At 51.1% G+C, this 26,782-nt stretch carries 24 protein-coding genes and 2 pseudogenes; 12 read left to right on the forward strand and 14 right to left on the reverse strand.

Annotated elements, in window-relative coordinates; genetic code table 11:
• The first annotated feature begins 93 nt into the window (after positions 1-93).
• A complete protein-coding gene (gene polA / locus HMPREF3047_RS02290) occupies positions 94-2,910 on the forward strand; it encodes a DNA polymerase I (protein ID WP_070712075.1) in 2,817 nt (938 codons plus the stop codon).
• Between the two features lie 60 nt (positions 2,911-2,970).
• Here polA and HMPREF3047_RS02295 read toward each other — a convergent pair whose 3' ends face one another.
• Genes HMPREF3047_RS02295 through HMPREF3047_RS02305 form a run of 3 tightly spaced genes read right to left on the reverse strand, consistent with a single transcriptional unit; the run spans position 2,971 to position 4,981 of the window.
• Positions 2,971-3,594 carry a hypothetical protein gene (locus HMPREF3047_RS02295; protein WP_070583872.1) on the reverse strand — a complete coding sequence of 208 codons (624 nt, stop codon included), beginning with the start codon at positions 3,592-3,594 and terminating at the stop codon, positions 2,971-2,973.
• Positions 3,594-4,277: a nucleotidyl transferase AbiEii/AbiGii toxin family protein gene (locus HMPREF3047_RS02300; RefSeq protein ID WP_070583873.1), complete on the reverse strand. Its 684-nt coding sequence runs from the start codon at positions 4,275-4,277 to the stop codon at positions 3,594-3,596. Before HMPREF3047_RS02300 ends, HMPREF3047_RS02295 begins: the two co-directional genes overlap by 1 nt.
• The gene (locus tag HMPREF3047_RS02305; protein WP_070583874.1) at positions 4,274-4,981 is read right to left on the reverse strand and encodes a hypothetical protein; all 708 of its coding nucleotides are present in this window, start codon (positions 4,979-4,981) and stop codon (positions 4,274-4,276) included. The genes HMPREF3047_RS02300 and HMPREF3047_RS02305 overlap by 4 nt, the downstream gene beginning before the upstream one ends.
• Before the next feature lie 425 nt (positions 4,982-5,406).
• Here HMPREF3047_RS02305 and HMPREF3047_RS02310 point away from each other — a divergent pair.
• The 3 genes and pseudogenes from HMPREF3047_RS02310 to HMPREF3047_RS02320 all read left to right on the forward strand — a co-directional run bounded on the left by HMPREF3047_RS02310 (position 5,407) and on the right by HMPREF3047_RS02320 (position 10,192).
• A pseudogene (locus tag HMPREF3047_RS02310) lies at positions 5,407-8,694 on the forward strand (DUF2339 domain-containing protein).
• Positions 8,695-8,968: 274 nt separating this feature from the next.
• Positions 8,969-9,349: a putative zinc-binding protein gene (locus tag HMPREF3047_RS02315; RefSeq protein ID WP_003748129.1), complete on the forward strand. Its 381-nt coding sequence runs from the start codon at positions 8,969-8,971 to the stop codon at positions 9,347-9,349.
• A gap of 42 nt (positions 9,350-9,391) precedes the next feature.
• Positions 9,392-10,192: a sulfite exporter TauE/SafE family protein gene (locus tag HMPREF3047_RS02320; protein ID WP_070712076.1), complete on the forward strand. Its 801-nt coding sequence runs from the start codon at positions 9,392-9,394 to the stop codon at positions 10,190-10,192.
• Positions 10,193-10,244: 52 nt separating this feature from the next.
• On the opposite strand, the gene HMPREF3047_RS02325 is transcribed toward HMPREF3047_RS02320, so the two are convergent.
• The 3 genes from HMPREF3047_RS02325 to gap form a co-directional block, all read right to left on the reverse strand.
• Positions 10,245-10,778 carry an SMI1/KNR4 family protein gene (locus HMPREF3047_RS02325; RefSeq protein ID WP_070712077.1) on the reverse strand — a complete coding sequence of 178 codons (534 nt, stop codon included), beginning with the start codon at positions 10,776-10,778 and terminating at the stop codon, positions 10,245-10,247.
• Between the two features lie 154 nt (positions 10,779-10,932).
• Positions 10,933-13,140 carry a DNA helicase II gene (gene uvrD, locus HMPREF3047_RS02330; RefSeq protein WP_070712078.1) on the reverse strand — a complete coding sequence of 736 codons (2,208 nt, stop codon included), beginning with the start codon at positions 13,138-13,140 and terminating at the stop codon, positions 10,933-10,935.
• A gap of 100 nt (positions 13,141-13,240) precedes the next feature.
• Entirely contained in the window at positions 13,241-14,269 is a 1,029-nt protein-coding gene (gene gap / locus HMPREF3047_RS02335; RefSeq protein WP_070712079.1) for a type I glyceraldehyde-3-phosphate dehydrogenase, read from the reverse strand.
• Positions 14,270-15,047: 778 nt separating this feature from the next.
• Here gap and HMPREF3047_RS02340 point away from each other — a divergent pair.
• From HMPREF3047_RS02340 to HMPREF3047_RS02365, 8 genes and pseudogenes are all read left to right on the forward strand, one after another.
• Positions 15,048-16,583 (forward strand): sodium-dependent transporter, encoded by a 1,536-nt coding sequence (locus HMPREF3047_RS02340; protein ID WP_083315932.1) that lies wholly within the window; start codon positions 15,048-15,050, stop codon positions 16,581-16,583.
• Complete coding sequence (locus HMPREF3047_RS10880) at positions 16,583-16,675, forward strand: methionine/alanine import family NSS transporter small subunit (RefSeq protein ID WP_036472778.1); 93 nt, start codon at positions 16,583-16,585, stop codon at positions 16,673-16,675. The genes HMPREF3047_RS02340 and HMPREF3047_RS10880 overlap by 1 nt, the downstream gene beginning before the upstream one ends.
• A 232-nt stretch (positions 16,676-16,907) precedes the next feature.
• Positions 16,908-18,365 (forward strand): magnesium transporter, encoded by a 1,458-nt coding sequence (gene mgtE, locus HMPREF3047_RS02345; RefSeq protein WP_070712081.1) that lies wholly within the window; start codon positions 16,908-16,910, stop codon positions 18,363-18,365.
• Between the two features lie 100 nt (positions 18,366-18,465).
• A pseudogene (locus tag HMPREF3047_RS11245) lies at positions 18,466-18,609 on the forward strand (FAD-dependent oxidoreductase); the annotation flags it as partial.
• Positions 18,610-18,676: 67 nt separating this feature from the next.
• A complete protein-coding gene (locus HMPREF3047_RS02350; RefSeq protein ID WP_070712082.1) occupies positions 18,677-19,135 on the forward strand; it encodes a methyltransferase family protein in 459 nt (152 codons plus the stop codon).
• A 114-nt stretch (positions 19,136-19,249) separates the two neighbouring features.
• Entirely contained in the window at positions 19,250-19,867 is a 618-nt protein-coding gene (thiE, locus tag HMPREF3047_RS02355; RefSeq protein ID WP_070712083.1) for a thiamine phosphate synthase, read from the forward strand.
• Positions 19,868-19,909: 42 nt separating this feature from the next.
• Complete coding sequence (thiS, locus tag HMPREF3047_RS02360) at positions 19,910-20,104, forward strand: sulfur carrier protein ThiS (RefSeq protein ID WP_070712084.1); 195 nt, start codon at positions 19,910-19,912, stop codon at positions 20,102-20,104.
• Between the two features lie 118 nt (positions 20,105-20,222).
• Positions 20,223-21,011, forward strand: coding sequence for a thiazole synthase (locus tag HMPREF3047_RS02365; RefSeq protein WP_049332237.1), 789 nt, complete (start codon positions 20,223-20,225; stop codon positions 21,009-21,011).
• A gap of 71 nt (positions 21,012-21,082) precedes the next feature.
• On the opposite strand, the gene HMPREF3047_RS02370 is transcribed toward HMPREF3047_RS02365, so the two are convergent.
• The 8 genes from HMPREF3047_RS02370 to HMPREF3047_RS02405 form a co-directional block, all read right to left on the reverse strand.
• The gene (locus HMPREF3047_RS02370) at positions 21,083-21,844 is read right to left on the reverse strand and encodes a uracil-DNA glycosylase family protein (RefSeq protein WP_070712085.1); all 762 of its coding nucleotides are present in this window, start codon (positions 21,842-21,844) and stop codon (positions 21,083-21,085) included.
• Positions 21,838-22,281, reverse strand: a complete 444-nt coding sequence (gene rimI / locus HMPREF3047_RS02375) for a ribosomal protein S18-alanine N-acetyltransferase (protein WP_070712086.1) — start codon at positions 22,279-22,281, stop codon at positions 21,838-21,840. Before rimI ends, HMPREF3047_RS02370 begins: the two co-directional genes overlap by 7 nt.
• A complete protein-coding gene (tsaB, locus tag HMPREF3047_RS02380) occupies positions 22,278-22,952 on the reverse strand; it encodes a tRNA (adenosine(37)-N6)-threonylcarbamoyltransferase complex dimerization subunit type 1 TsaB (RefSeq protein WP_070712087.1) in 675 nt (224 codons plus the stop codon). Before tsaB ends, rimI begins: the two co-directional genes overlap by 4 nt.
• A 162-nt stretch (positions 22,953-23,114) precedes the next feature.
• Positions 23,115-23,789: a glutathione S-transferase family protein gene (locus HMPREF3047_RS02385; RefSeq protein WP_070712088.1), complete on the reverse strand. Its 675-nt coding sequence runs from the start codon at positions 23,787-23,789 to the stop codon at positions 23,115-23,117.
• A gap of 8 nt (positions 23,790-23,797) precedes the next feature.
• Positions 23,798-24,193, reverse strand: a complete 396-nt coding sequence (locus HMPREF3047_RS02390; RefSeq protein ID WP_049332227.1) for a DarG family dialkylresorcinol biosynthesis protein — start codon at positions 24,191-24,193, stop codon at positions 23,798-23,800.
• Positions 24,194-25,360 carry a beta-ketoacyl-ACP synthase III gene (locus tag HMPREF3047_RS02395; RefSeq protein ID WP_070712089.1) on the reverse strand — a complete coding sequence of 389 codons (1,167 nt, stop codon included), beginning with the start codon at positions 25,358-25,360 and terminating at the stop codon, positions 24,194-24,196. It lies immediately after the preceding gene.
• Positions 25,361-25,379: 19 nt separating this feature from the next.
• Positions 25,380-25,682 carry a GNAT family N-acetyltransferase gene (locus tag HMPREF3047_RS02400; protein ID WP_083315934.1) on the reverse strand — a complete coding sequence of 101 codons (303 nt, stop codon included), beginning with the start codon at positions 25,680-25,682 and terminating at the stop codon, positions 25,380-25,382.
• Positions 25,660-26,568 (reverse strand): hypothetical protein, encoded by a 909-nt coding sequence (locus tag HMPREF3047_RS02405; RefSeq protein ID WP_070712090.1) that lies wholly within the window; start codon positions 26,566-26,568, stop codon positions 25,660-25,662. The genes HMPREF3047_RS02400 and HMPREF3047_RS02405 overlap by 23 nt, the downstream gene beginning before the upstream one ends.
• Positions 26,569-26,782: the final 214 nt, after the last annotated feature.

Consider the following 26,782-nt stretch of genomic DNA (forward strand, 5'->3'; position numbering starts at 1 on the left):
TATTTAAGGCCGTCTGAAACCTTATTTTCGGTTTTCAGACGGCCTTTTCCTTTATAATCCGTACATTATTTTCATACACACAGCAGGTTCTCCATGTCCAATAAACCCACACTCCTTCTCGTTGACGGCTCTTCTTATCTTTACCGCGCCTATCATGCCATGGGGCAGAATTTGTCTGCGCCCGACGGCGCGCCGACGGGGGCGATGTATGGCGTGTTGAACATGCTGCGCCGGTTGCGGGCAGATTATGTGCACGACTATTGCGCGGTGGTGTTTGACGCTAAGGGCAAAAATTTTCGCCACGAGATGTTCCCCGACTATAAGGCGACGCGCCCGCCGATGCCGGACGATTTGCGCCCGCAGGCGGAAGCCTTGCCGGATTTGGTGCGGTTGATGGGCTGTCCGGTACTGGTGATTCCGCAAGTCGAAGCGGACGACGTTATCGGCACGCTGGCGGCGATGGCAGGCGAAGCAGGTTGGAATGTGGTGGTATCCACCGGCGATAAGGATATGGCGCAGTTGGTGAACGAGCGCGTGACGCTGGTGAACACGATGAGCGGCGAAACGCTGGACATTGAAGGCGTGAAGGAAAAATTCGGTGTGCGCCCCGACCAAATCCGCGATTATCTCGCACTGATGGGCGACAAGGTGGACAACGTGCCGGGCGTGGAGAAGTGTGGACCAAAAACGGCGGTGAAGTGGCTGGAAGCCTACGGCTCGCTGGCTGGCGTGATGGAACACGCTGCGGAAATCAAGGGCAAGGTCGGCGAAAACCTGCAAGCCGCGCTGCCCCAACTGCCGCTTTCGTATGATTTGGTGACGATTAAAACCGATGTGGACTTGCACCCGGAGCTTTCAGACGGCCTCGAAAGCCTGCGCCGCACTTCGCCGAAATGGTCGCAGCTTGCGGTCGATTTCAAACGCTGGGGCTTCCGCACTTGGCTGAAGGAAGCAGAAAGCCGTATGCACGAAGCGGCGGACGGCGATTTGTTCGGCAGCGATACGATAGGCGAACAGGCTGCGTTGGACATGGAAACGTCGTCTGAAAAAATCAGAGAACATGCCCCCGCGCCTGAAAAGCTGGATTATCAAGCCGTTACCACCGAAGCGCAGTTTGCCGCTTTGTTAGACAAACTGTCGCAAGCGGACACAATCGGCATCGATACGGAAACCACCTCCCTAGACGCGATGAACGCCTCGCTGGTCGGCATCAGTATTGCGTTTCAAGCAGGCGAAGCGGTTTACATCCCCGTAGGCCACAGCCTGACCGCCACGCCCGAACAGCTTGATTTACAAGACGTATTAGGTCGTCTGAAACCGCATTTGGAAAACCCTGCCCTGAAAAAAATCGGGCAAAACCTCAAATACGACCAACACGTTTTCGCCAACTACGGCATCGCCCTGAACGGCATTGCCGGCGACGCCATGCTTGCTTCCTACATCATCGAGAGCCATCTCGGACACGGCTTGGACGAATTGTCCGAACGCTGGCTCGGCTTGGAAACCATTACCTACGAATCGCTGTGCGGCAAAGGCGCGAAGCAAATCAGTTTTGCCGATGTCGCCATCGGGCAGGCGACCGAATACGCCGCCCAAGACGCCGATTTCGCCCTGCGCCTCGAAGCACACCTGCGCGCGCAAATGGACGACAAACAGCTTGAAATGTATGAAAAAATGGAGCTGCCCGTCGCGCAGGTATTGTTTGAAATGGAACGCAACGGCGTGCAAATCGACCGCGCCGAACTCGCCCGCCAAAGCGCAGAACTCGGCGCCGAGCTGATGAAGCTCGAACAAGAAGCCTACGCCGCCGCAGGCCAGCCGTTCAACCTCAACTCGCCCAAACAGCTGCAAGAAATCCTGTTCGACAAAATGGGCATCCCCACCAAAGGCCTGAAAAAAACCGCCAAAGGTGGCATTTCCACCAACGAAGCCGTGCTCGAACAGCTCGCGCCCGACTACCCCCTGCCCAAAATCATCCTGCAAAACCGCAGCCTGGCGAAACTCAAATCCACCTACACCGACAAACTGCCCGAAATGATTTCGCCCAAAGACGGCCGCGTACATACCACCTACGCCCAAGCCGTCGCCATTACCGGCCGTCTCGCCAGCAACAACCCCAACCTGCAAAACATCCCCATCCGTACCGCCGAAGGCCGCCGCGTGCGCCGCGCCTTTACCGCACCGCAAGGCAGCGCCATCGTTTCCGCCGACTATTCCCAAATCGAGCTGCGCATCATGGCGCACCTCTCCGGAGACAAAACCCTCATCGCCGCGTTCCAAAACGGCGAAGACGTACACCGCCGCACCGCCGCCGAAGTATTCGGCATCGCCCCCGAAAACGTCTCGCCCGAACAACGTCGCTACGCCAAAACCATCAACTTCGGCCTGATTTACGGCATGGGTCAATACGGCCTTGCCAAATCATTGGGTATCGACAACATCTCCGCCAAAAACTTTATCGACCGCTACTTCGCCCGCTATCCCGGCGTCGCCGAATACATGCAACGCACCAAAGAACAAGCCGCCGCGCAAGGCTTCGTCGAAACCCTGTTCGGCCGCCGCCTCTACCTGCCCGACATCCGCAACAAAAACGCCAACGCCCGCGCCGGAGCCGAACGCGCCGCCATCAACGCCCCCATGCAAGGCACCGCCTCCGACCTCATCAAACGCGCCATGATAGACGTGTTCCATTGGTTGAATTCAGAGTGCGAAGCCTCCCCATGGGACTGCCTGCAAAGCAAACTGATTATGCAGGTGCATGACGAATTGGTATTGGAAGTACCCGAAGCCGAACTGGATTTAGTCAAAGAAAAACTGCCGCAGATTATGGCGAAAGTGGACGAAGGGATGTTGAACGTGCCGCTGGTAGCAGAAGTGGGCGTGGGTATGAATTGGGAAGAAGCGCATTGATGCTTATATGAATGAAATGCCGCCTGAAAATTTCAGACGGCATTTCATTCAAGATATAATTCAAAATATACTAAAATTTATTGTTGTATCACTAGTCTCTAGTGTTTCAACATCTAGTTCTAATATTAATAATTGACTATGATCATCAGACTGATTCATATTTTCTTTCCAATATCCATCGCTTCCCAAACAATAACTTTCCTTTTGGTCTAAAATAAATTCTTGTTTACAAATTTCTCCAATTGACTTCTTTGTACGAAATGATTGGGTAACATAGTGTTCCAATCCAGATATAACATGTGGTTCCGTTAACCATTTCCATTCGTTATTTATTTTATGGCCAAATCTACAATCACCAAGATTAAAACTTTGTGTTTGGAAATTTTCCTTATTAACAATCAATATGTGTAGAGATGCTATTTGATTTGGCAATTTGTTTGGCATGCCTACCTCTCTGACATATGATTCCTTTGCATGTTGCAATATGCTTAAAATATTTCGATTTTCTGAATATAATTCTTTCGCAATAACCTCTAAAATATATTTAATAAAATTTTGAGATTCAATTTCCTCCTTTGCATCCCCAATTATAAATACATAGCAATTAGAATAATTACAAAAAACGCCATAATCGCTATTACATTTTCTATCTTTCCCTTGATAACTTCTCCAAATTACTTTCATTATAATTCCAATATTCTGCAAATCTTATCTTCAACATTTGGATAGTCATATAATTTATATAAAAAGAAATTTTCGTTATTTAATATCTTAAGTTGCTCTTGAATAAATTCTATAACATTATTATCTATAGATTTAAAATTAAAAAGTTCTTCGTAAATTTGGTTTCGCCCATCTAACACAATCAAGATATCCTCAAGATCTTTACTTCCAAGAATGTCTCTATTACCTCGATTGTTGTATGCTTCAAATTTAGTTGCTAAAAAATAAATTGGGTGAATCAATTTAATTATAAATTCATCTAATGGATAATTTTCAGCCGTTTCAAAAGCTATCGGATACCATTTATTTTCAAAACCTAAAATAGCGTTTGTTGGCATTAGATCTATTAAGATATTCTCTAATTTCATTCTGCATATTGGTCCTTCCTCATCTTCTAAGCCAAGCTCTTTAAATCCGCAACTTTTTAATTCTTCTTGGAAGTGTCTGTATTCACCATGTGTTAATACAGAAATAATCAAGTCTACGTCTTCTGTACTGCGAATTTCTTCTTGACTTACATCATCTACAAATAAACAAGTTGTACAGCCTCCTACAAAAACAATTTTTTCTCTTAATGAAGGTGTTAACTTCGATACTACTTTTTTCAGCATATCAAAATGTAATTCACTTGCCGTATTCATCATTTTCCCATAAAAATATCTTTTAATTGCTCAAATGCTACTTGTTTTTCCCTAGGTGCATTGAGCCTAATTGAATCTACCAGCACTAATAATTCATATAGCAGGGGGTCTTTTACCGCAGCATATGGGACTGTCTTATATAGTGGTTCAATAGCATCCCCTACTACTGTACCATTAGCATCTCCCCACACCATCGGAAGTTTTTTGCCTGATATAATGTTCTCATACAAAAAAGGTGATGAATATGAAATAGGTATTCCTCTAACATTACCTATTTTTTTTATAGGGAAAAAAAATCTTAATGCAGGGATTACAACATTCAGGAGATCTTGTGTATTTACATAGGGTATTCTATCTCGAATCAGTAGCAATTTTAAATCAATACATCTTTTTAATGAAAGACTAATTTGAGATTTGCTAATACCTGTACTTTTTTCCAATGATAAAAGTGAATATTTATTCTCATCGAAAAGACTATTGAAATCTATTTTTGAATATAAATTTTCAATTTCACCATAATACTTATTCAAGTAATAGTTGTTATATTTTGATTCCTTATTTTTATAAATAATATTTAAATAATACTGCTTCTTCTGCTGTTCAGTAAGAAATTCCGATTTCACCATTTTTTTGTTTGTAAGGTCAATTTTTTCGTAGTAGGAGAGACTAAATATTTTCAATAGTAGCAGAATATCTTGACTTTTCATGATAAAAACTCCTTGATTTTTTCAAATTATAAAACAGAAATATTTTTTTTCCTAGGAATTAGGAAAAAATTTTCAGGAAGCCTGTTGATAACCTGTGTATAATTTACTTTATAAATTTTAATAAATGTCTTATTGTTTTCAATAAATCCTACTGATTTTTCCTCTTAATCCCGTTTATATCAGCTACCTTAAAGTTAAAACTATTAAACTGGAACTACGTATGTATATCAACACGAATATGGTAATGCTTAATGTCTGAGGCCGTCTGAAAATCCTTAAACATTTTCAGACGGCCTTTTTTATGCCGATTCTCTATATTCTATTCGCCGTATGCTTTTATTCTCGGCCTTTTGTCTCTTTTTTTCATCAACAATGTTGTTGGTGTTACAATCGGCATATTCTTATTGTTATCAAACAGGTGTTTCATGCAGTTTTTCGGCCTGCTTATTCCTATTATTATCGGCTATTTTCTTGATGAGATGGCCACGGGCGTGATTATTGGGTCATTGTTTTGGCTGGTTGCTTGGTCAATCGCCAAACAACGCCAAGAAGAGCGTTTGGCTGAATCTGCTACGGCAGGCGACAGGATGCAAAAGCTGGAGCAGGAAATCGAGCTGCTGAAACAGCGTTTGTCGGTGTTGGAGCATGAGACTGTCCGTGATGAGGCGAAGGTAGGGCAGGGGCTTGAGGCTCGGGCTGTTGCCGATGTTCAGACGGCCTCTAAGCCGCTTCATGTTCGGGTTGAGCCTGAGGCGGAAGCTGCGCCTGTTAAGCAGAAAATTGAAGAGGCGTTTGCCCCTTCTTTTTCTATACCTATTGATCCTGTTTCTGCCAAGGCTGCTGCTTCGCCTGAGCCTGTTGTGGAAGAAGTTGTCGAGGCGGTTGCTCCGGTTGTTGCTGAACAAGCAGGGCTGCCTAAAGAAGAGGTTGTTGTTGCTTCGATGCCGTCTGAAAGCGAAGAAGCGCCATCGCGTCAATTCGTTATCCATAAAAATCAAGCGGAGGATGGAGGGTACAAGTTTTCCGACAATCCGATTGTTGCTTGGTTCTTGCGCGGTAATCCGCTGTTGAAAACCGGTATTGTGGTGCTGTTCCTCGGCTTGGCGTTCCTCTTGCGCTATGCCTCCGAGCGGGTTCATGTGCCTGTCGAACTGCGTTATCTGACTGTGGCAGGCGCGGGTTTGGCGGCGGTGGTCGGCGGCTGGAAGCTGCAAAGCCGTAAGCGTGAATATGGCTTGGTGTTGCAGGGTTTCGGCGTGGCGGTGATGTATTTGACGGCGTTGGCGGCATTAAAACTGCATCCGCTGTTGCCTGTGTCGGTCGTGTTCGGGTTGATGGTGGCGATGGTCGTGCTGATGGCGTGGCTGGCGGTAAGGCAGAACGCGCAGATTATGGCGCAGGTTGCTTTAATCGGCGGTATGGCCGCGCCTTTGCTGACTTCAGACGGCAGCGGCAATTATTTGGTGCTATTCTCTTATCTTGCCCTGCTCAATGCCGGTGTGGCCGCAATTGCGTGGTTTAAGGCATGGCGCCCGCTGAACCTGACGGGTTTTGTTGCTACTTTTGCCATTGCCGCGCTGTGGGGCATGCGAAGTTATACGCCGCAACATTTCTCCACTACCGAGCCTTTTCTGATTTACCACTGACTGCTCTATACCTTTATCGCGTATCTGTTCGCACGCCGTAAGCTGACGGAAAACAGCGAAGACAGCGTTACGCCGATTGCCGACAATGCGACTTTAGAGGAGATTGGCAACAGTATTTACACACACGGCCTGCGCGTGCATGTCCTCGACCATACTTTATTGTTTGGCACGATGGCGGCGGCGTTCGGCCTGCAATACCGCATGGTGGAGCATTGGCCATTCGCGGATGCGCTTTCCGCATTGGGTTTTGCCGCTGTTTACGGACTGGCCGCGCTGCTGCTGAAACGTCAGCAGGGGCTGTATATTTTGCGTCAGGCGTTTTTTGCGTTGGCGGTATTGTTCCTCACGATTGCCGTTCCGCTTTATTTTGAATCGAGCAATACGGTTATCCTGTGGAGTGCCGAATCCGCACTGGTTTATTTCTTCGGTCTGCGCCAACAGCGTCCGCATATCCGTTTGGGTGCGCTGATGGTTTATCTCTTGGCAGCACTGATTCAGCTGGGCAATTATCAGGGCTTCGGCACGGATACCGTTTTGGAAGGGCAGTGGTTTACAACGGTTGTGGTGTTGCTTGTCGGAGCGGTAATTTACTTGCTGTGGTATTTTTCGCGTCGCGAAGGTTCGGCGCAATGGGAAAAATCCGTTCAGACGGCCGTGTTGTCTGTCGCCTTGCTGTACATCTCTATTTTGCCTTTGCTTTTCTTGGCCGACCAAGGCAGCATTGTCGCTCTCTCTGCTTTGGCAGCGGCGTGGGCATTCTGCCGGCGCAAACATGAGCCGAATGTATTTATCACATTTACTTTGGGCAATGTATTGTTCGCCCTGTTGCAGCAAAGCAGCATCATTTATGAATCCAAAGGCTTCCTGAGCCATCTGTACCTTATTGCCGCTACGCCTTTGCTGTTTGCGGCTGCCTACGCGTTGCAATATCCGCGCGTACCGGTTGCAAGCGAAAAACCGGAAGGAAACGAGGTTTACTTTGCGCAGGTTTCAGGCTGGATCATCCTGCTTACTGCGTTGGCGACAGGCAGCTACGCCCTCTATATGCAATGGACAGGCGAGGAAACCCTGTTTATCGAGTTGTGGATGTGGCCGATATTTGCCGGCCTGCTGCTGTTTGCAAAACGTTTGAAATGGGAAGAGCTGTTGCAGGCAAACTTGGCATTCCTGCCCGTGTTTGCCCTGCATTTCGTCTTCTACCATACCGAACACGCATGGACAGCCGCCGCAGCCTTGCCACTTGTCGCCGCCACCGTGTTGAACTTCATTATTTTGAACAACTATCCGCGCCATGATCTGATTTGGTTGCACAAACTCAATATCACGATACTCGGCGTACTTTGGACGCTTTGGACCGCGCTGTATGTCGGCGGTCTTCTCTCCGGCGTTTGGTCGCAGCTCTCATGGCTGGTTGTGCCTTTGGCGATGTGGATTGTTTTCCATACGCAGCGCCACCGCGAATTTTTCAGACGGCATCAAGCCATTTATCAGCACTTCGCCTTGCCGTTGTGCGCCCTTGCCGCTGCCTGTTGGATGCTGTGGACCAACTTCTCCACGCCGTTCCAACCTTCGCCGTTGCCGTATATTCCCGTGCTCAATCCGGTGGAACTTGCCAGCGCCGGCATGCTTTGGTTTGCCCTGAAATCTCTGCCTGAAGCCTTGCCGCCCGACCTTCGCCGTACCACGGCAACCGCAGTCGCCGCCTTGGCATTTATGCTGATCAGCGCGGGCGTGATGCGCGTATGGCATTTCTACGACGGCATCACTTGGCGTCTCGACATCATGCTGCAATCCTTCGGCCTGCAAGCCAGCCTCTCCGTCGTTTGGGCAGTAACCGCCATCATCTTGATGGTACTCGGCAACCGCCGCAAACAGCGTTCCTACTGGATGACAGGCGCGACGCTAATGGGCATCGTGGTCGTCAAACTCTTCCTGATCGAGCTTTCCAACAGCGGCGGTATCGCGCGCATCGTCTCCTTCATCATCGTCGGCCTGCTGCTGCTTCTGGTCGGCTGGTTTGCCCCCGTTCCGCCCAAAGAAGAGAATGATGGCGAACACAAAGCCTAATCATTAACTTCAAATAAAAAGGCCGTCTGAAAAAGCAGCGTTATCTGTTTTCAGACGGCCTTTATTTTTTTAGAAGGTCGCATCTGCTTTGTTCTAGAATGTCTAATCGTATTGAGTTATGATGCCTTTTAATATATAAATGGATACGCCGTAGGCCGTCTGAAAAAAGAAAACGGGTGTAACCCGAATATCCACATACCGCGCATGATGCGCCCGACAGACTGACCATGGGCGGACACATAAAGATAAAAACCGCTACCGAAGGAAATAGAAAATGCCTAACCGCAATGAGCTTCCCTTAATTTATTCTTGTTCCGGATGTTCCGATGTGGCGCAGCTGGCCAACAACACTGCTGTAGCGCTCGACCATGCCGGAGAATTTGAAATGTCGTGCATTTCCGGCGTGGGCGGCAAAGTCGCGCCGTTGGTACGCAAAGCGCAGTCCGGACGGCCGATGTTGGTTATTGACGGCTGTCATCTGCATTGCGCCAAATCGTGTTTGGAAAATGTGGGCGTCGAAATCCCGGAAGGGCATCATGTGAAACTATACGAACTGGGCTACAAAAAACGCTTTGGCAAAAGCTATGACGAGGCTACGGTAGAAGAAGTTTATCAATATGTTTTGACGAAGAAGGGCGATGTATTGAGCAGTTAATAACTTTTAATAACAAAAAATTTAATCAAGAGGAAACAATCCATGGAACAATTATTTATTCCCGGCAGTATTATTGCCGATTATTTTTATATCGGCCTTTTCCTGCTGGTTGCCGCGTCTTTGATTGCGGGCTATGTCGATGCTATTGCGGGCGGAGCAGGGCTGATTTTGATTCCCGCATTTTTGATGGTAGGTTTACCGCCTCAGGTCGCATTGGCACAGGAAAAATTGGTGAGTACCATCGGTACGGTGGCTGCGATTAAAAATTTTATGAAGAGCAGTTCGATCGTATGGCATATTGTGCCGGTTGGCATTGTTGCGGCTTTAATTGGGGCATTTGTCGGTGCAAAAGTCATTTTGATTCTTCCGGTGGAAACCATCAATTACATTATTCTTGCGTTTTTGCCCATAGGCTTGCTGGCAACTTTGTTTAAAGGTGTTTTGCTGAAAAAAGAAGACGAGCGTGGCGAGATAAAAAAATCCGTTATCGCCGTATTTTTAACTTGTCTGATTGTTGGTTTTTATGACGGTTTTTTTGGCCCGGGTACAGGTAGTATTTTCATCATTGCTTTGTTTGTCATTAACAAATTGTCGTTGTTGCAGGCTTCGGCTACTTCCAAGATTTTCAATTTTGCTTCTAACATCGGGGCATTTGTTGCCTTCTTGATAGCAGGGAAAATGGCGTTCCTAATCGGAATCCCGATGATTTTGGCAAATTTGTTGGGCAACCATTTTGGTAGCCTCCATGCTATTAATTCAAACGGAGAAGTTATTCGTAAGGTTTTGGTCGTAACGGTTTTGCTGATTATCGTTTCAATGACATATAAGGCTTTTTCGGCTTAGTAGGTAGATGTTAAAAGGCCGTCTGAAAAATTTTCAGACGGCCTACTTTTTATTAGTTATCTAAAAACTCATCTTCATGCCGCAAGCTGCGGATAAAGGTTTCAAAATCGGGGGCAAGTTCGATTATTTCAAAATCCCATTCTTGTTCGACAAGCACCACTTTCGGCTCGCCGTCTTTTCCACACTCTCGATAGTCCAAGGCAAACAGGGCATGACCTCCTGACGGGTCGGTGGCCAAATACACGCCGATAGGCGGATACTCCCATTCTTCCAGCCAAAGTTTTTGCCCCATCGCGCCGCACAAACTCCCTTCTTTTTCAAAACCGATTCCCGACATCTCGCAAATTTGCACATGATCTTTCGCCCACGAATTTTTCTGCGTGGTCGGAAAGCAGTTTTTAACAAATATCCCGCCGTTTTGTACTGCCATCAATTCAATAAAACTTTGCGGCAATTTATAGCCTAGCTCACTTTCTACGGCAGCCAAAATTTCAGGTGTAAATGGGGCTTCTTTGTAGTTTTTATCTGCCCAACTATTAGTTTTCCATACGGAGGACAAATCAAAATCTTTAAAAACTTGGGACATAATGTTCTTCCTTATTGATTTCAGCTATAAACAGGGGTTAGGTATCTATACCCGACTTTTATCGTCCGTCATTCCCGCCTGCGCGAGAATGACGGCGGAGGTTTGGGCAAAATTTGCTGTTACCGGATTCAGACGGCCTATGCCATCTTCCTTTTCACATCTCTTCCAATTTCGCAAACTTGGTATCCAGCTCTTTCACGCCTTGTTTGCCGAAGTTGATGGTCAGTCGGGCGGATTCGCCTTTGTCCACGGCATCGATGATGACGCCGGTGCCGAATTTGGCGTGGCGGACGTTTTGGCCGATGCGGAAGCCTGCGTAGGTTTGCGGCTGTTTGAAGTCGTCGATGATTTTGTCTTTGAATGTGGCGGTTTGGCGCGGGCTGCCGTAGCTGTCGTAGGTGGTCTTTTTGACGGATAGGTAGTGCAATACTTCGGGCGGGATTTCTTCGACGAAGCGGGAGACGATGCCGAATTGGGTTTGTCCGTGCAGCATGCGTTGTTGCGCCATGGTGATGTAGAGGCGTTTGCGGGCGCGGGTGATGGCGACGTACATGAGGCGGCGTTCTTCTTCGAGGCCGCCGCGTTCGGCAAGGCTCATTTCACTGGGGAAGCGGCCTTCTTCCATGCCGGTGAGGAAGACGGCGTTGAATTCCAAGCCTTTGGAGGCGTGGACGGTCATCAGTTGGACGGCTTTTTCGCCTGCGCCTGCTTGGTTTTCGCCGGATTCGAGGGCGGCGTTGCTCAAGAAAGCGAGGATGGGGAAGGCGGGGTCGTCTGAAATGTTTTCTGGCAGGGTTTCAAAGTTGCTGTCTTCGGGTTTGAACTCGATGGCGGCGTTGACAAGTTCGTCTAAGTTGTCGAGGCGGTCTTGGTTGTCGCCTTTTTGGGTTTTGTAGTGTTCGGTCAGGCCGCTGTCTTTGAGGATGCCGACGATGATTTCGGACAGGGGCATTTGTCCGACTTGGTTGCGCAGGGCTTCAATGAGGCGGACGAAGGCGGCGATTTTGGTGGCTTTTGCGCCGGCATTGCAGGCTGCCTGCCAGAGGGTGATGCCTTGTTCGTTTGAGGCCGTCTGAAGGTTTTCGATGGTGCGTGCGCCGATGCCGCGCGGTGGGAAGTTAATCACGCGCAAGAGGGCGTTGTCGTCGTCGGGATTGACGGCGAGGCGTAGATAGGCAAGGGCGTGTTTGATTTCTTGGCGTTCGTAAAAGCGCAGCCCGCCGTAGATTTTGTAGGGGATGCCGCTGCGGAACAGGCTTTGTTCGATAACGCGCGATTGGGCGTTGCTGCGGTAGAGGACGGCGATTTCGTCCAAATCCCAGCCGTCACGTTCGAGGGCTTTGGTTTCATCCACGATGAATTGGGCTTCTTCGAGGTCGGTAAAGGCGGAGTAGTAGCGGATTTTGTCGCCTGCTTCGGCGTCGGTGCGCAGGTTTTTGCCGAGGCGTTCGTCGTTGTTTTTGATAACGGCGTTGGCGGCGGCGAGGATGTTGCCGACGGAGCGGTAGTTTTGTTCGAGTTTGACGGGCGCGTCGATGTGGAATTCTTCCATCAGCGCGGTCATGTTGCCGACGTTTGCGCCGCGGAATCGGTAAATGCTTTGGTCGTCGTCGCCGACGGCAAAGACGGCGGCGTGGTTGCCGGCAATCAGTTTCAGCCAGGCGTATTGCAGCTTGTTGGTGTCTTGGAATTCGTCGACCAGAATATGGTTGAAGCGGTTTTGGTAGTGTTGGCGCAGGATTTCGTTGTTTTGCAGCATTTCGTAGCTGCGGAGCATGAGTTCGGCAAAATCGACCACGCCTTCGCGTTGGCAGATTTTGTCGTATTCGGCGTAGCACTCAATCATGCGGCGGGTGTGCGGATCGGGCGCGCTCAAGACGGAAGCGCGTAAACCGGATTCTTTTTGCGCGTTGATAAATCCTTGCAGCGAACGCGGCGCGATGATTTCTTCTGCGATATTGAGGCTTTTGAGCAGGCGTTTGATCAGGGAAAGCTGGTCGCCGCTGTCGAGGATTTGGAAGGAGGAGGGCAGGCCTGCGTCGCGGTGGTGCAGGCGCAAAAAGCGGTGGCACAAGCCATGGAACGTGCCGAGCCACATGGCGCGGACGTTGACGGGAATCATCGCGCCCAAACGGGTCTGCATTTCTTTGGCGGCTTTGTTGGTAAACGTTACCGCCATAATGCTGTGTACGCTGGCTTGTCCGCTTTGCAAAAGCCATGCGATGCGCGTGGTCAGTACGCGCGTCTTGCCGCTGCCTGCGCCTGCCAAAACGAGGGCGGATTGCGGCGGCCAGGTTACGGCGGAGAGTTGTTCGGGGTTTAAGCCTTGCAGGAGGTTTGGGGCGGATTCGTTGGGAAACATGAAGAGGCCGTCTGAAAAGAAATGGGAATGCAATATTTTAAAGGAAATACAAAAGGCCGTCTGAAAAGATGTTTCAGACGGCCTTTGTGTTGGAAGCCGATTAGAACGGACGTACTTCCAAACCGAACATACGGCGCGCGGTGTTCAGCATTTGGCAGCTGAAGCCCCACTCGTTGTCGTACCATGCGAACACTTTAACCATTTTGCCTGCGGTTACTTTGGTCAGCGTAGAGTCAAATGTGCTGGCTTGGGTAGTGTGGTTGAAGTCCATGGAAACCAGTGGCAGGGTATTGTAGGCCAATACGCCTTTCAGACGGCCTTCTTCGGAAGCGGCTTTCATCAGCGCGTTGATTTCTTCGGCGGAAGTGTCGCGGCCTGCTTGGAAGCTCAGGTCAACCAGGGAAACGTTGACGGTCGGTACGCGGATGGCGAGGCCGTCGAGTTTGCCTTTCAGGTCCGGCAATACCAAACCGACGGCTTTTGCCGCGCCGGTTTTGGTCGGAATCATGTTTTCCACGCCGCTACGCGCACGGCGCAGGTCTTTGTGGCGTACGTCGGTGACGGTTTGGTCGTTGGTCAGCGCGTGGATGGTGGTCATCACGCCGTTTACGATACCGATGTTTTCGTTCAACACTTTGGCCACAGGCGCCAGGCAGTTGGTGGTACAAGACGCGTTGGAGATAACGGTCATATCGTCGGTAATCACGTCGTCGTTTACGCCGTAAACGATGGTTGCGTCAACGTCATCGCCGCCGGGAGCGGAAATCAGCACTTTTTTCGCGCCGCTTTCCAAGTGGATTTTGGCTTTCTCTTTGCTGGTGAACGCGCCGGTACATTCCATGACCAGGTCAACGCTCAATTCACCCCATGGCAATTCGGCTGGGTTGCGGGTAGAGAAGTAAGGGATTTTTTTACCGTCGATGATGAGGTGTTTCTCATCGTGGGAAACTTCAGAGTTGAAGCGGCCGTGAACAGTGTCGAATTTGGTCAGGTGAGCATTGGTCTCGATGCTGCCGCTGGCATTGATGGCAACGATGTCGAGTTGGTCTTGCAGTTTGTAGTCAAAAATAGCGCGCACTACTTGGCGGCCGATGCGGCCGTAACCGTTGATGGCAACTTTGATACCCATGGCTTTTCCTCTTCTTTTGGGTTTGGGTTATGGAGTGAATGGTGGCAATTATAGCAAAAATGTAGTGCTGTGTAATTAATGTTTTATTGAAAATTTTAGGTTCGATTATTTTTAATTGTAGATGATTAGAGTAGAAATAAAGGTTTAAATTTAATATTATTTTATATTTTTTGAAATTTTATTTTTCATTAATTCTATTTTTAGTGTTTTATGCTCGTTTTAAATCATGGTAATGAATGAAACGAGAAAAGGCGGATTGTTTTTGTTTATATTAAACAGAATGTGAGTGTGGCTTTTGATTACAACATACAACAGTGTAATTTTCAGACGGCCTGGGTTTAATCGAGTAAAAGTAAAAGGCCGTCTGAACATTTTTTTGATGACGTGGAATTTAAACGCCTTGAATTCCCGATTTTCCTTGCCGGATAAGGGGAGGGCAGTTTTTAGCAAAGGGGAAAATTGTCGGAACAAGGGAGGGAAAAACGGTGGATTGAGCTGTGTTTGGGGGTTATATAAATAAGTGTATGAAGGTTTTAGTCGTAGTGTATGAAGATTTTGCTTGTGATTTTAATTTAATTATGACTTGTCAACAGTGTTAAATTTTTTTACGATAAGGTCAGATTATGTTTGCATGGCCATAAGCGGTGCATCCTCTATACCGGATATTATCCTTGTCCGAATATCTACTTTAACCGACCGGCTTGCCCGGCCTGATTCCTAAATATATACGCGCAAGGCTGAACGGCCTTGGCGGCACTCGACTTTTAAGAGGTTCATCGTGTCAAATTCTCAATCCAGCGAACGCGCGACGTTTAGCAGTCGCCGCGCCTTTATGTTTGCTGCCATCGGCTCGGCCGTGGGCTTAGGCAACATTTGGCGATTCCCTTACATCGCTTTCGACAACGGCGGCGGTGCTTTCGTCCTCCCTTACTTGGTTGCGCTGTTGACGGCAGGTATTCCGCTGTTGCTGCTCGACTACGCCATCGGCCACCGTTACCGCGGCTCGCCACCTTTGGCTTTCCGCCGCCTCGGCCGTTTGTTTGAGCCGATGGGTTGGTGGAACTTCCTGACCAACGTCATCATCTGTATCTACTACGCCGTGATTGTCGGCTGGGCGGCAAGCTATGCCTATTATTCTTTGACTTCGGCATGGGGTGCGGATCCGCAGGCATTCTTCTTCAAAGACTTCCTGCAAATGGCCGATGCCAAAGACTTGGGCTTGGATTTTGTCGGCAAAGTTGCCGGCCCGCTGATTGCCGTCTGGGTGTTTACGCTGGCAATTATGGCTTTGGGCGTACAAAAAGGCGTGGCCGGTTCATCTACATTCTTCATGCCTTTGTTGGTGGTGATGTTCGTCATCATGGTGGGCATTGCGCTGACTCTGCCGGGTGCGGCAAAAGGTTTGAACGCTTTGTTTACGCCTGACTGGAGCCGTTTGGCGGATCCGAAAGTCTGGGTAGCCGCATATGGCCAGATTTTCTTCTCGCTCTCCATCTGCTTCGGCATCATGATTACTTATTCTTCTTACCTGAAGAAAAAAACCGACTTGGGCGGCACAGGCTTGGTTGTCGGCTTTGCCAACAGCAGCTTCGAGTTGCTCGCCGGTATCGGCGTATTTGCTGCATTGGGCTTTATGGCTCAAACCGCAGGCAAAGAAGTCAGCGAAGTGGCATCCAACGGTATCGGCTTGGCGTTTATCGCGTTCCCGACCATCATTAACCAAGCCCCTATGGGTGCGTTGATCGGCGTGTTGTTCTTCGGCTCTCTGGTGTTTGCCGGTGTCACTTCGATGATTTCCATCGTTGAAGTGATTGTGGCTGCGATTCAAGACAAAATGAACATTGGCCGTGTCAGCGCAACGCTGATTGCAGGCGTGCCAATGGCAATTATTTCTACCTTGCTGTTCGGTACGACTACCGGCCTGCCTGTGTTGGATGTGTTGGACAAATTCATCAATACTTACGGCATTGTGGCTTCTGGTTTTGTTTACGTTCTGGCGATTGTCCTGTTGCACAAGCTGCCGGAACTGCGCAACCATTTGAATGCGCTGTCTTCTATCCGTGTCGGTAAAGTGTGGACAGCCAGCGTGGTAGTTACCGTCGCTATGCTCGGCTATATGCTGTATCAAGATACTGCCAGCCTCTTAAAAGAGAATTACAGCGGCTATCCTGACAGCTTCCTCAATATCTTCGGTTGGGGCATGGTAGGCACTCTCTTGGTATTGTCTGTCCTGCTATCTTTCTTGCCGTGGAAACATGGTCAGAACTTCAACGTCAAAGACGAACATGAACACGAACGTGAAGGAGACGAATAATGAGTACTTCAGCCATTATTATGATGCTTGTCGCATTGATCGTCATTTGGGGCGGATTCATCGTCTCCGTCCTGCGCCTGCCTAAAGAATAAGGTTTGAGCAAATGAAAAGGCCGTCTGAAACTTAAATTTCAGACGGCCTTTCCCGTTAAAAATGGTAAAACGGCCTAAAAAAGAGTAGAATATGCACCGTTTACAACTCTGCGCCTCTCAGCAGGCTCGAATTATGGACCTTCCCAGTTCGCCTTTGAACTTCCCATCTGATACACAACAACAATAATCATCCCGCCGAAATGCCTTCCCGCGTCCGGCGGGCGGAGCATTTATGAGCATCGAACAAACCCCTCCGAATCTCGACAATATCCCCGACAATGATGTGGTAGAAGACCGCATTTCTGACGATATCGACCGCATCCACGCCTTATGCGAAATCCTCGAGCCGTCCTTTGAACAAATTGAAGCAGGCATGCCGATTGAAGACGAAAGCCTGCGCGATAAGTTTACCGAGCTGACCGTCCTCTTGGCCGAGTTGCACCCTGCCGACGTGGCCGCCGTCTTGGAATCCCTGCCGCCGCGCGAGCGTAACATCGTTTGGCTTTTGGTCGCCCCTGAAGACGACGGCGAAGTCTTGCTGGAAGTATCCGACTCCGTACGCGAAATGCTGATCGAGTCCATGGACAAAGACGAGCTGTTGGCCGCTGTCGATGATTTGGACGCAGACGAATTGGCAGAACTGGCAGACGACTTGCCGCACCAAGTGGTGTACGAAGCGCTGCAAACGCGTGATGAAGAAGAGCGCGAGCAGGTCAAAGCGGCGATGTCTTACGAAGACAACCAAGTCGGTGCGATTATGGACTTTGAATTGGTCAGCATCCGCGCCGATGTGACGTGTGAGGTCGTGTTACGCTACTTGCGCCGTTTCGACAGCCTGCCCGACCATACCGACAAGATTTTCGTGGTCGATGAAAACGACGTGTTGCAAGGCGTACTGCCCATCCGCAAACTCTTGGTCGCCGATCCCGAAGACATGGTGGCAGACGTGATGGCCACCGATGTCGTGCGCTTCCGTCCCGAAGACGACGTGGAAGAAGCGGCGCAGGCGTTTGAACGTTATGACTTGGTGACCGCGCCGGTTGTCGATGAAAACAAAAAGCTGATCGGCAGGATCACCATTGACGAAATGGTGGACGTGATCCGTGAAGAATCCGAAGCCGACATGTTGAACATGGCCGGTTTGCAAGAAGAAGAGGACTTGTTCGCCCCGATTTGGGACTCGGTGAAAAACCGCTGGATGTGGCTTGCCATCAACCTGTGTACCGCCTTCATCGCCAGCCGCGTGATTGGCGCATTTGAAGGCAGTATCGAAAAAATCGTCGCACTGGCCGCACTGATGCCCATCGTCGCCGGTATCGGCGGCAACTCCGGCAACCAAACCATCACCATGATCGTCCGCGCCATGGCGATGGGACAAATGACCAGCACACAGGCAGGCCGCCTGCTGAAAAAAGAAGTCGGTGTCGCCCTCGTCAACGGCATTATTTGGGGCACGGTAATGGGTGTGATTTCATGGCTGCTCTACGGCAACATCGGTATCGGTTTGGTCATGGTGGCCGCAATGACTTTGAACCTTTTGCTTGCCGCGACCGTCGGTGTCCTCATCCCCGTTATGATGGACAAAGCCGGACGCGACCCGGCATTGGGCAGCTCGGTGCTGATTACCGCGGTAACCGACTCCGGCGGCTTCCTGATTTTCTTGGGATTGGCAACCATATTCCTGTTGTAATAGGAAAAAAGGACGTGTTCGACACGTCCTTTTTCAAACCGTTTAAAAGGCCGAGACCTTTGCAAAAAAGCCATTCCCCCCAACAGCCGAAACCTAAACACAGATTTTCGGCTGTTTCCGCCACGGTTTCATGATTTCTCTCGCCGTAACCGCCGCCGCCGTCAGATTGGCAGTGGCACTGTTTGACGGAAAAGACGCGCCCGAACGTGATGAAGAAAGCGGTTTGGCGTATATTGGAAAATAAGCTTGAGGTAAAATAAGCTTTAGTTCGTCTGAAAACGCCGCGCTATCAGTTTTATAAAGGTAACAATATGAATTTAGAAACCAAAATTCCGCCGCCGGCGATATGTTTTATTTGTGCGTTGTTGATGTACGTCTCTGTCCAAGTGTCGGCGTTGGCCGGCATACTGCCGCGCTTTCCTATATTGCTGTCGGTTGTTTTGATGGTGTTTGGGACTCTGTTGAGCGTATTAGGTGTGTGGGCGTTTCGCCGTGTGCGCACGACCGTCAGCCCGCTCAACCCCGAACAAACCGAACACTTCGTTTCAGACGGCGTGTACCGTTTCAGCCGCAACCCGATGTATGCGGGTCTGGGCTGCTGGCTGGTCGCATGGGCGGGCTATTTGGCGCACCCGCTGCCGTGGTTGTTTTTGGCTGCATTTGTTGCCTATATGACGTGGTTTCAAATCATGCCCGAAGAACGCGTTTTGGCGCAGAAATTCGGCGCAGAGTACGAGTCTTACTGTCGGCGCGTCCGCCGTTGGTTATAAAAGCGAAAGCTTCCCATCAAGTATCGCCCCTCTTCTGCTCTACGGCATGAATGCGAATACTCGATGTTTTTAGACAACCTTTATTGCTCCGTAAGAAATGAAAAAGGACACCCCATGACCTTCCCGCCCCTAAAATCCCCGCTCAAATTCTACGTCGTCGTTCCCACCGCCGATTGGGTGGAGCGCATGGTCAAAGCAGGTGCCGACACGGTGCAACTGCGTTGTAAAACCTTGCATGGCGACGAGTTGAAACGCGAAATCGAACGTTGCGTCGCAGCCTGCCAAAACAGCGCAACCCAGCTTTTCATCAACGACCACTGGCGCGAAGCGATTGCTGCAGGTGCATACGGCGTACATCTTGGGCAGGAAGACATGGACACAGCCGACCTCGCCGCTATCGCCACCGCTGGTTTGCGCTTGGGTTTGAGTACGCACTCCGTCGCCGAACTCGACCGCGCCCTGTCCGTACATCCCAGCTACGTCGCCAGCGGCGCGATTTTCCCGACCACAACCAAACAAATGCCCACCGCCCCGCAAGGCTTGGACAAACTGCGCGAGTATGTGAAACAGGCAGGCGGCACGCCCGTCGTCGCCATCGGCGGCATCGATTTGAACAACGCCCAAGCCGTACTCGCCACCGGCGTTTCCTCACTCGCCGTCGTCCGCGCCGTTACCGAAGTGGAAAATCCCGAAGCCGTGGTTAAAGCGTTTCAGGCTTTGTGGAATCAATAAGGTCGTTTGAAAATAAGAAGTCTGACAAGAGGAGCAAACATCATGAAGATTATATTGAACAATGAAACCATCACATTAAACGGCACAACCGTTGCCGACCTTATTACCCAAACCGTGCCGCAAAAGCCGTTTGCTGTTGCCGTCAATACCCATTTTGTCGCCAAAGGCGCGTATGCGGAAACGGTTTTGAATGAAAACGATAAAGTGGACATCGTGCGCCCCGTAGTCGGCGGATAAGCGGTTTGCAATCAACAGGTTGGGCATTTGTGCCCGACTTTTGCCTGTTTGAATATCGGGCAGGGTTGCCCGATTGCCTTATGCTTAAAATCTAAAAAACAATACAAAGGAATCCATCATGTTTACCCTATATGGAGAAACTTTCCCTTCACGGCTGCTGCTCGGTACGGCTGCTTATCCGACGCCGGAAATCCTCAAGCAGTCTGTCCAAATCGCGCAACCAGCGATGATTACCGTTTCGTTGCGCCGTGCCGGCAGCGGTGGCGAAGCGCACGGGCAGGGTTTTTGGTCGTTGTTGGAAGAAATGGGCGTGCCTGTGTTGCCCAATACCGCAGGCTGTCAAAGCGTGCAGGAAGCCGTGACTACTGCGCAAATGGCGCGCGAAGTGTTTGATACCGATTGGATCAAGCTCGAACTTATCGGCGATGATGACACGTTGCAGCCGGATGTGTTCCAACTGGTTGAAGCGGCGGAAATCCTGATTAAAGACGGCTTCAAAGTGCTGCCTTATTGCACCGAAGATTTGATTGCCTGCCGCAGATTGCTTGATGCAGGCTGTCAGGCGTTGATGCCGTGGGCGGCGCCGATTGGCACGGGTTTGGGCGCGGTTCACGCCTATGCGCTGAAAGTCCTGCGCGAACGTCTGCCCGATACGCCGTTGATTATCGACGCGGGCTTGGGTTTGCCTTCGCAGGCGGCGCAAGTGATGGAATGGGGTTTTGACGGTGTGCTGCTGAATACCGCCGTTTCCCGCAGCGGCGATCCGGTCAATATGGCACGCGCTTTTGCGCTTGCGGTCGAGTCGGGTCGTCTGGCTTATGAGGCGGAACCTGTGGAGGCGCGTGAGAAAGCGCGCGCCAGTACGCCGACGGTGGGCCAGCCTTTCTGGCATTCGGCGGAATATTGATAAACATTAGGGCGTGTCGGACACGCCCTTTTTTATTGGTGGAAAACCTGATTTCAGGTTGAACAGAATGTTCAGACGGCCTTGGCCAAAAGCTGTTTCAATGGCTTTAAGATTTGCCATGCCTGCGCTTTGAGTTGCGGCTGCATCAGCAGGCGGGCGGGGTGGGGAATGACGAAATGCGGCCGCTTCCCGCACAATTCGTTCATCAACCCGATCATGTCGGGGCTGTCGAAGATTTTGCCGAGAAACAAGACTGCGCGCGCTTGCGAAGCGGTCAGCTCGTTTTGCATTTCGGCAAGCTCGGCGCGGATGTGTTCGGCATCGGGGAGGGCGGTGAACACGGGCGCGGTTTTGACCCATGCGGTTTTGTGCGCCTGCTCGGGCTTGAGGCCGATGGCAGCGAGAATGTTGTCGAGAAGCGTGCCGACGTCGCCGCTAAAGAGCGTGCCGTGCAGGCTGTCTTCGGTGGACGGGCAAATGCTGACCACCATGATTTCAGACGGCCTGATGGTTACGTCAAGACGGGGCAGATTGTCTGAATGCGCGGCTTTTTCTGTTTTTGCCGGTGTTTCGGCCATGGCTTTGGGTGCCGCTTCGGGAACGCGGACAGCCGGTTTGGCCGTTTGCGCAGTGGCGATGGCGGCAGTGCGTGCCTGATGGGCGCCTGCGGATAAAGTGCGCACGGCTTGCGCGGTATCGGCGGCAATGGTTTTGGGGCGGACGGGCGCGGCTGCGGCTTGAGGCGCGGCATGGATGATTTTGGCGTTTCGGTTCAGCCACATCGGGCCCAGGCCTAAGGCTTCGTGCAGGTGCAGGTAGCGGCTGCTTAACATGATTTCTCCATCAATACGGCATCTTCGCTGCCACCGTTAGGCAGGGCGTAGTAGTTTTTGCGGCGGCCGCAGGTCTGGAAGCCGTGTTTGCGGTAGAGCTGTTGCGCGGTTTCATTGCTTGCGCGGACTTCGAGCAGCAATCGGGTTGCGCCTTGCTGTTGTACTGCGTTTTGCCAGTGTTGCAGCAGGGCGGACGCAATGCCTTGGCGGCGGTATTCGGGCGCGACGGCAATCAGGTGCAGCTCGGATTCGTCAAACACGGTTTGCCACACGATAAAGCCGGTAATTTGGTGGTCGGTCTGACTGAGCCAAACGCTGTCGGGATGGTGTTGAACCGCCGATTCAAACTGCTGCGCCGTCCACGACGAAGGATTGCCTTGTGCGTCGATGGCGGCAAGGGTGGGACAGTCGGCAAGTACGGCTGGGCGCAGGTTCACGGTTTGGCCTTTTGTTGGGCTTGCTCTTGCGCGGTCAGGGCAATTTTGTTGCGGACGTAGAGCAGCTCGGCGTGTGCCGCATCGGTGGCAACATAGCGGCCGCTGCGGGCAAGTTTAAGATAGTCGGCAGCGGTCGGCATATCGGCCTGACCGTCAAAAGGCGGTTTGTCGGCGAGGGCAAAGGCATTGCCGATGCCGCCGGTAGGCATTTTGCCCTCGGGCGCGGTAATGGCGGCGGCTTTGCCAACCGTGTAATCGCTCAAGCGGACGTGGTTTTGTGTATCAAACCATGCGTAGAACACTTCGCCCATACGCGCATCGGTGGCCGCCAGTACGCAGCTTGATGGCGGCAGCAGCGAAGCGGCGGCATCGAGGCAGGGAATGCCGATCATGGGCGTGTCAAACGGCGTGGCCAAACCTTGTGCAACCGCCGCGCCGATACGCAGGCCGGTAAATGCACCGGGGCCTTGTGCATAAACGATGCAGCCCAAATCGGCGGCCGTGATGCCCGCTTCTTTAAAGAGGCGTTCGATTTGCGGCAGGATTTGTTCGGATTGCTTGGTGCCGACGTTTTCGTGAAACAGGCGGATTTCGCCTTGATGTTCCAATGCGATGGACAGAAAGGATGTGCTGGTGTCGATGGCAAGAGTCGGGCGGTTGTCGGTTGGCATGGTGTTATTTTTTAGAAGGATATGGATTGCCATTATAGTGGAACGGCGAGGGGGAACAAAGCATTCAGGCGACGCGTTGGTAAAAACGCCGTTTGCTGCAAAGCTATTCGATAAGTGAACCAAGGTTTCAGGCCGTCTGAAAATGTTTCAGACGGTCTTGTTTTATTGGTCGAGTTTCAATAAAGGCGAACCTGCTTTTTCAACGGCGCGGCGGTAGGCTTCATGCGCTTCGATGCGTTGCAAATAAGCGCGGATATTGGGGTAGTCGGCAAAATCGAAGCGGTCTGCCGCGGCTTGCAGCGGATAGCTCATCATGATGTCGGCACCGCTGAGGCTGTTGCCGACCAACCATTCGCGGTTTTCCAACTCGCTGTCGATGTGGGCAAGATGCAGCGCGGCTTGCGGATGGATAAAGCTGCTTTTGACACTGCCGCTGATTTTGCGGGCAATCGGTTTGACGAAAAACGGCATGGGCGCACTTTCAATCCGGCGGAACACCAGTCCGAGCAGCAATAACGGCATCAGCGAACCTTCGGCATAATGCAGCCAGCGTTGATATTGCCAGTATTCGCGGCTGCCGCGTTCGGGCATCAGGCGGCCGTTGCCGTAGGTTTGAATCAGATAGTCGGTAATCGCGCCGCTTTCCGCCAAGATAAAGCCGTCATCATCCAATAAAGGCGATTTGCCCAAGGGATGGATGGCTTTGAGTTCGTCAGGGGCGAGCAAAGTGTCGGGATGACGATGGTAGGTTTGCAGGCGGTGGGGCGTACCGAGGATTTCAAGCAGCCAAACAATGCGCAGGGCGCGGGATTGATCGAGAGAATGCAAGGTAATCATGAGGGGCTTTAAATATCGGTTTGTTTGAGGCCGTCTATGCTGATTTGGCAGGCATCGGCGTATTTTTGCAGGGTTTTGGCCGGTAGTTTGGCAAACACTTCGGGGCGGAAATGCCGACGAAGCTGCCATTTCCATACGCCTGCCGCCATGGCCAAGCCGGTTTCATCATAACGGCAACGGAACATATGGTAGTACAGTGGCGAATATTCGCCTTTTTCGACGGCTTCGCGTGCAGCCTGTGTTTGGGCATCGAGTTCGCACACTGCCATTTCGGTGGCGTAGGCTTCGTCCTGCCAACCGTTGCTGGTGGCCGCTTCGTAGTGGCCGTCGCGGGTGCCGTAGATGACTTTGCGGTGGCCGTGGTAGCTGGCGCTGTTGTCTTGAGGGATGTCGTCAATCTTCATTCAGACGGCCTTTACTGCTTCCAAAAGCATGAAACATGTTGAAAAGCGTCCGCTTTCCGGAACGTAACACAGGATTTTTTGGCCGTGTTCGATGGGGAAAGTGCGCATAAATTCTTCAAGGATGATGTAAATCGAGGCCGAACCCGTGTTGCCCTTGCTGTGCAGATTGGTAAACCATTTTTCCTGCGGAATGTCGAAGCCGATGTTTTTCAGGCCGTCTGAAAGGCGGTCGCGGAAAAAGCCGGAAGAGTAGTGGGGCAGGAACCAATCGATTTCTTCGGCGCGGATGCCGTGTTTGGCGGCGATTTGAGAGAGGGGTTTTTCCACCGTGTAGCGGACGATGTTTTCGTTCAGCAGTTTGACGTCCTGTTTGACCGCCATCAGGCTGTGGCGGCGGCCGTAATCGGCATCGGCGTGTTTCCAGCCTTCAAATACGCCGTCGCGGAATTCTGCGCCGGCATACATGCAGGGCAGCATTTCGTTGGCGTAGGAAAGCAGGTCTATCCAATGGATTTTCAGGCTGAGGCCGTCTGAATTGGGATGGTCGGACAGATACACCGCGCCTGCGCCGTCAGACAGCATCCAGCGTAAAAAGTCTTTTTCAAAACCGATTTCGGGGGACGCGTTTTCCAGTTTTTTATGGTCGGTTTCACTTTGGAACACTTCGCCGCGCATGACCGCCGAGGCGTTTTCGGAGGCAACGGAAACCGCATGTGCGTGTTCGCCGGTGCGTACGGCGTTGTAGGCGTGTTTCATCGCCGCCATACCTGCCGCGCATACGCCTGCCATGCTGAACACTTCGCAAGGCGGCATATCCAGCAAGCCATGCACCATCACGCCGTGTCCTGGCATGGTTTGGTCGGGATAGGAAGTGGCGCAGGCCAGGCTGCCGACGGCTTCTGCAGGAACGCCTTGGGCAAACAGGCCGTTGACCGCTTCGGCGGCCAATTCGGCATTGGTGTGCGTCGTGCGGCGGCTTTCGGGGTCGATGGCGTAATGGCGCGACAAAATGCCGTTGGAACGCAAAATCATGCGGCGCACGCGTGAAGGCACATCGCCTGCCATGCCGAGGACGGCTTCCATTTCGTCATTGCCGACGGGGGCGTTGGGCAAAAAGGCAGAAACGCGGTTGAGATAAACGTCTTTGAGTGTGTTATTCGATGTCATGATGTGTTTGTCAAAATAATCAACCGATAAACCGCGCCGCGTAGTCGCAGCTTGCAGTCAATGGGATGTGATGTGTTTCGGCATATTCCATCAGCGCGTCCACCAGCAGTTTGGCAATGCCGCGATGACGGAAGTTGGGCGAGACCTCGGTATGGTTTACGTCCCAGCCGCCGTTGTGTTCGGTATAGCTGATATAGCCTGCTTCCAAACCGTCAATATCGATTTGAAAGCGACGGCGTTCGGGGTAGTGGATTACTTCGGGCATGATGGATTCCTGGTTTGAGGCCGTCTGAAACGTATTATCTGCCTGACGGTTGTCCATAATAATCCGCCAGCTTTTTCAGACGGCCTTTGAGCAGCGGATGCAGCAGTTTTTTCAAAATTACACTGATGGGTAAAACCACCAAAATCATCGCCAATAAAAAGACGATGTAGAAGCACAACAAGGCACGGCGCAAGAGCGGAGAAATACGGCCTGCCGCCATCAAAAGCTTGCCCCAGATGAAGAAGCTGCGGCCGGCGGTACGTTCGCTGAAAATCAGTTTTTCATTCACTGTCACCGCGCCCATGTTTTGAAACAGGGTTTCGTCCAAAGGCTGTTGGTTTAACAGCGCATCGCGCAATTTCGTACCAAACCGCGCCGCATCCGCCAATTCTTCTTCAGTAATGCCGGCGGAGGGCAGGGAGCGGAAATAGCGTTTGTCACCGGTCAGCATCCATGCGGGCGTGGTAATGAAACTGGACGCGCTGTTGCAGGCATCGATTTTTACGATGTTGCCAATGAGTTTGGCGCCGTTTTGTTTCAGCAAAGATTTCATTTTTTCCTGCGCGCCCAGCCACATATTGCGGCAGCCGATAAGCGTGATGACCGGTTTGCCGTCCAGCAGGCGGTGCGTTTCTTCGCGTTGCAAAAAGGCGGTCATCGGTTGCGAAGGGGAGAGGAACCAAACAGTGTAGGCAATGACCACCACATCGTAATCTTCGGATGGGATTTGCGGCGGCAGAATCGGGGCGGGCCTTAAATGGACGGTTTCTGGAAAGGTATCGAAAAAACGCCAAAACGGCCACGGAAACGGAAATGCCTGCGCCGGGACGATATTGACGCAATCAACCTGTATGCCGGCTGTTTGCAACGGCGCGGCAAAATTTCGCGCCAGGCTGGAGAGCTGCCCCGTTTGCGAGTAATGCACAATCAGCACTTTTTTCATTATCTTCCCTGCAATGAGTAAGTTATGGTTGGTTTGGACGGTATTATATAGTAAACCGACCGGCCTTGAACTTTATTCATATTCAGTATGTTCGCGAAGGTTTCAGCCGATTTGGATGGAAGCGCCGTATTCTGTCGGAATGGGGCGGTGAAGCGGATTTTTATGCCATGCCAACATGAACAACGGCCGTCTGAAATTTTTCAGACGGCCTTGT

This window comes from Neisseria sp. HMSC075C10, from assembly GCF_001815615.1.
Classification (GTDB): domain Bacteria; phylum Pseudomonadota; class Gammaproteobacteria; order Burkholderiales; family Neisseriaceae; genus Neisseria; species Neisseria subflava_A.

Bases quoted from the DNA above. Each gene is read 5' to 3' on its own strand.
- HMPREF3047_RS02390 (WP_049332227.1), bottom strand. From the start codon at position 24,193: ATGAAGATTGACGACATCCCTCAAGACAACAGCGCCAGCTACCACGGC.
- HMPREF3047_RS10880 (WP_036472778.1), top strand. From the start codon at position 16,583: ATGAGTACTTCAGCCATTATTATGATGCTTGTCGCATTGATCGTCATT.
- thiE (WP_070712083.1), top strand. From the start codon at position 19,250: ATGACCTTCCCGCCCCTAAAATCCCCGCTCAAATTCTACGTCGTCGTT.
- HMPREF3047_RS02295 (WP_070583872.1), bottom strand. From the start codon at position 3,594: ATGAAAGTAATTTGGAGAAGTTATCAAGGGAAAGATAGAAAATGTAAT.
- HMPREF3047_RS02395 (WP_070712089.1), bottom strand. From the start codon at position 25,360: ATGACATCGAATAACACACTCAAAGACGTTTATCTCAACCGCGTTTCT.
- HMPREF3047_RS02370 (WP_070712085.1), bottom strand. From the start codon at position 21,844: ATGTTAAGCAGCCGCTACCTGCACCTGCACGAAGCCTTAGGCCTGGGC.
- HMPREF3047_RS02405 (WP_070712090.1), bottom strand. From the start codon at position 26,568: ATGAAAAAAGTGCTGATTGTGCATTACTCGCAAACGGGGCAGCTCTCC.
- HMPREF3047_RS02350 (WP_070712082.1), top strand. From the start codon at position 18,677: ATGAATTTAGAAACCAAAATTCCGCCGCCGGCGATATGTTTTATTTGT.
- tsaB (WP_070712087.1), bottom strand. From the start codon at position 22,952: ATGCCAACCGACAACCGCCCGACTCTTGCCATCGACACCAGCACATCC.
- polA (WP_070712075.1), top strand. From the start codon at position 94: ATGTCCAATAAACCCACACTCCTTCTCGTTGACGGCTCTTCTTATCTT.
- HMPREF3047_RS02365 (WP_049332237.1), top strand. From the start codon at position 20,223: ATGTTTACCCTATATGGAGAAACTTTCCCTTCACGGCTGCTGCTCGGT.
- thiS (WP_070712084.1), top strand. From the start codon at position 19,910: ATGAAGATTATATTGAACAATGAAACCATCACATTAAACGGCACAACC.
- uvrD (WP_070712078.1), bottom strand. From the start codon at position 13,140: ATGTTTCCCAACGAATCCGCCCCAAACCTCCTGCAAGGCTTAAACCCC.
- HMPREF3047_RS02300 (WP_070583873.1), bottom strand. From the start codon at position 4,277: ATGATGAATACGGCAAGTGAATTACATTTTGATATGCTGAAAAAAGTA.
- mgtE (WP_070712081.1), top strand. From the start codon at position 16,908: ATGAGCATCGAACAAACCCCTCCGAATCTCGACAATATCCCCGACAAT.
- HMPREF3047_RS02315 (WP_003748129.1), top strand. From the start codon at position 8,969: ATGCCTAACCGCAATGAGCTTCCCTTAATTTATTCTTGTTCCGGATGT.
- HMPREF3047_RS02400 (WP_083315934.1), bottom strand. From the start codon at position 25,682: ATGGACAACCGTCAGGCAGATAATACGTTTCAGACGGCCTCAAACCAG.
- HMPREF3047_RS02320 (WP_070712076.1), top strand. From the start codon at position 9,392: ATGGAACAATTATTTATTCCCGGCAGTATTATTGCCGATTATTTTTAT.
- gap (WP_070712079.1), bottom strand. From the start codon at position 14,269: ATGGGTATCAAAGTTGCCATCAACGGTTACGGCCGCATCGGCCGCCAA.
- HMPREF3047_RS02305 (WP_070583874.1), bottom strand. From the start codon at position 4,981: ATGAAAAGTCAAGATATTCTGCTACTATTGAAAATATTTAGTCTCTCC.
- HMPREF3047_RS02325 (WP_070712077.1), bottom strand. From the start codon at position 10,778: ATGTCCCAAGTTTTTAAAGATTTTGATTTGTCCTCCGTATGGAAAACT.
- HMPREF3047_RS02385 (WP_070712088.1), bottom strand. From the start codon at position 23,789: ATGATTACCTTGCATTCTCTCGATCAATCCCGCGCCCTGCGCATTGTT.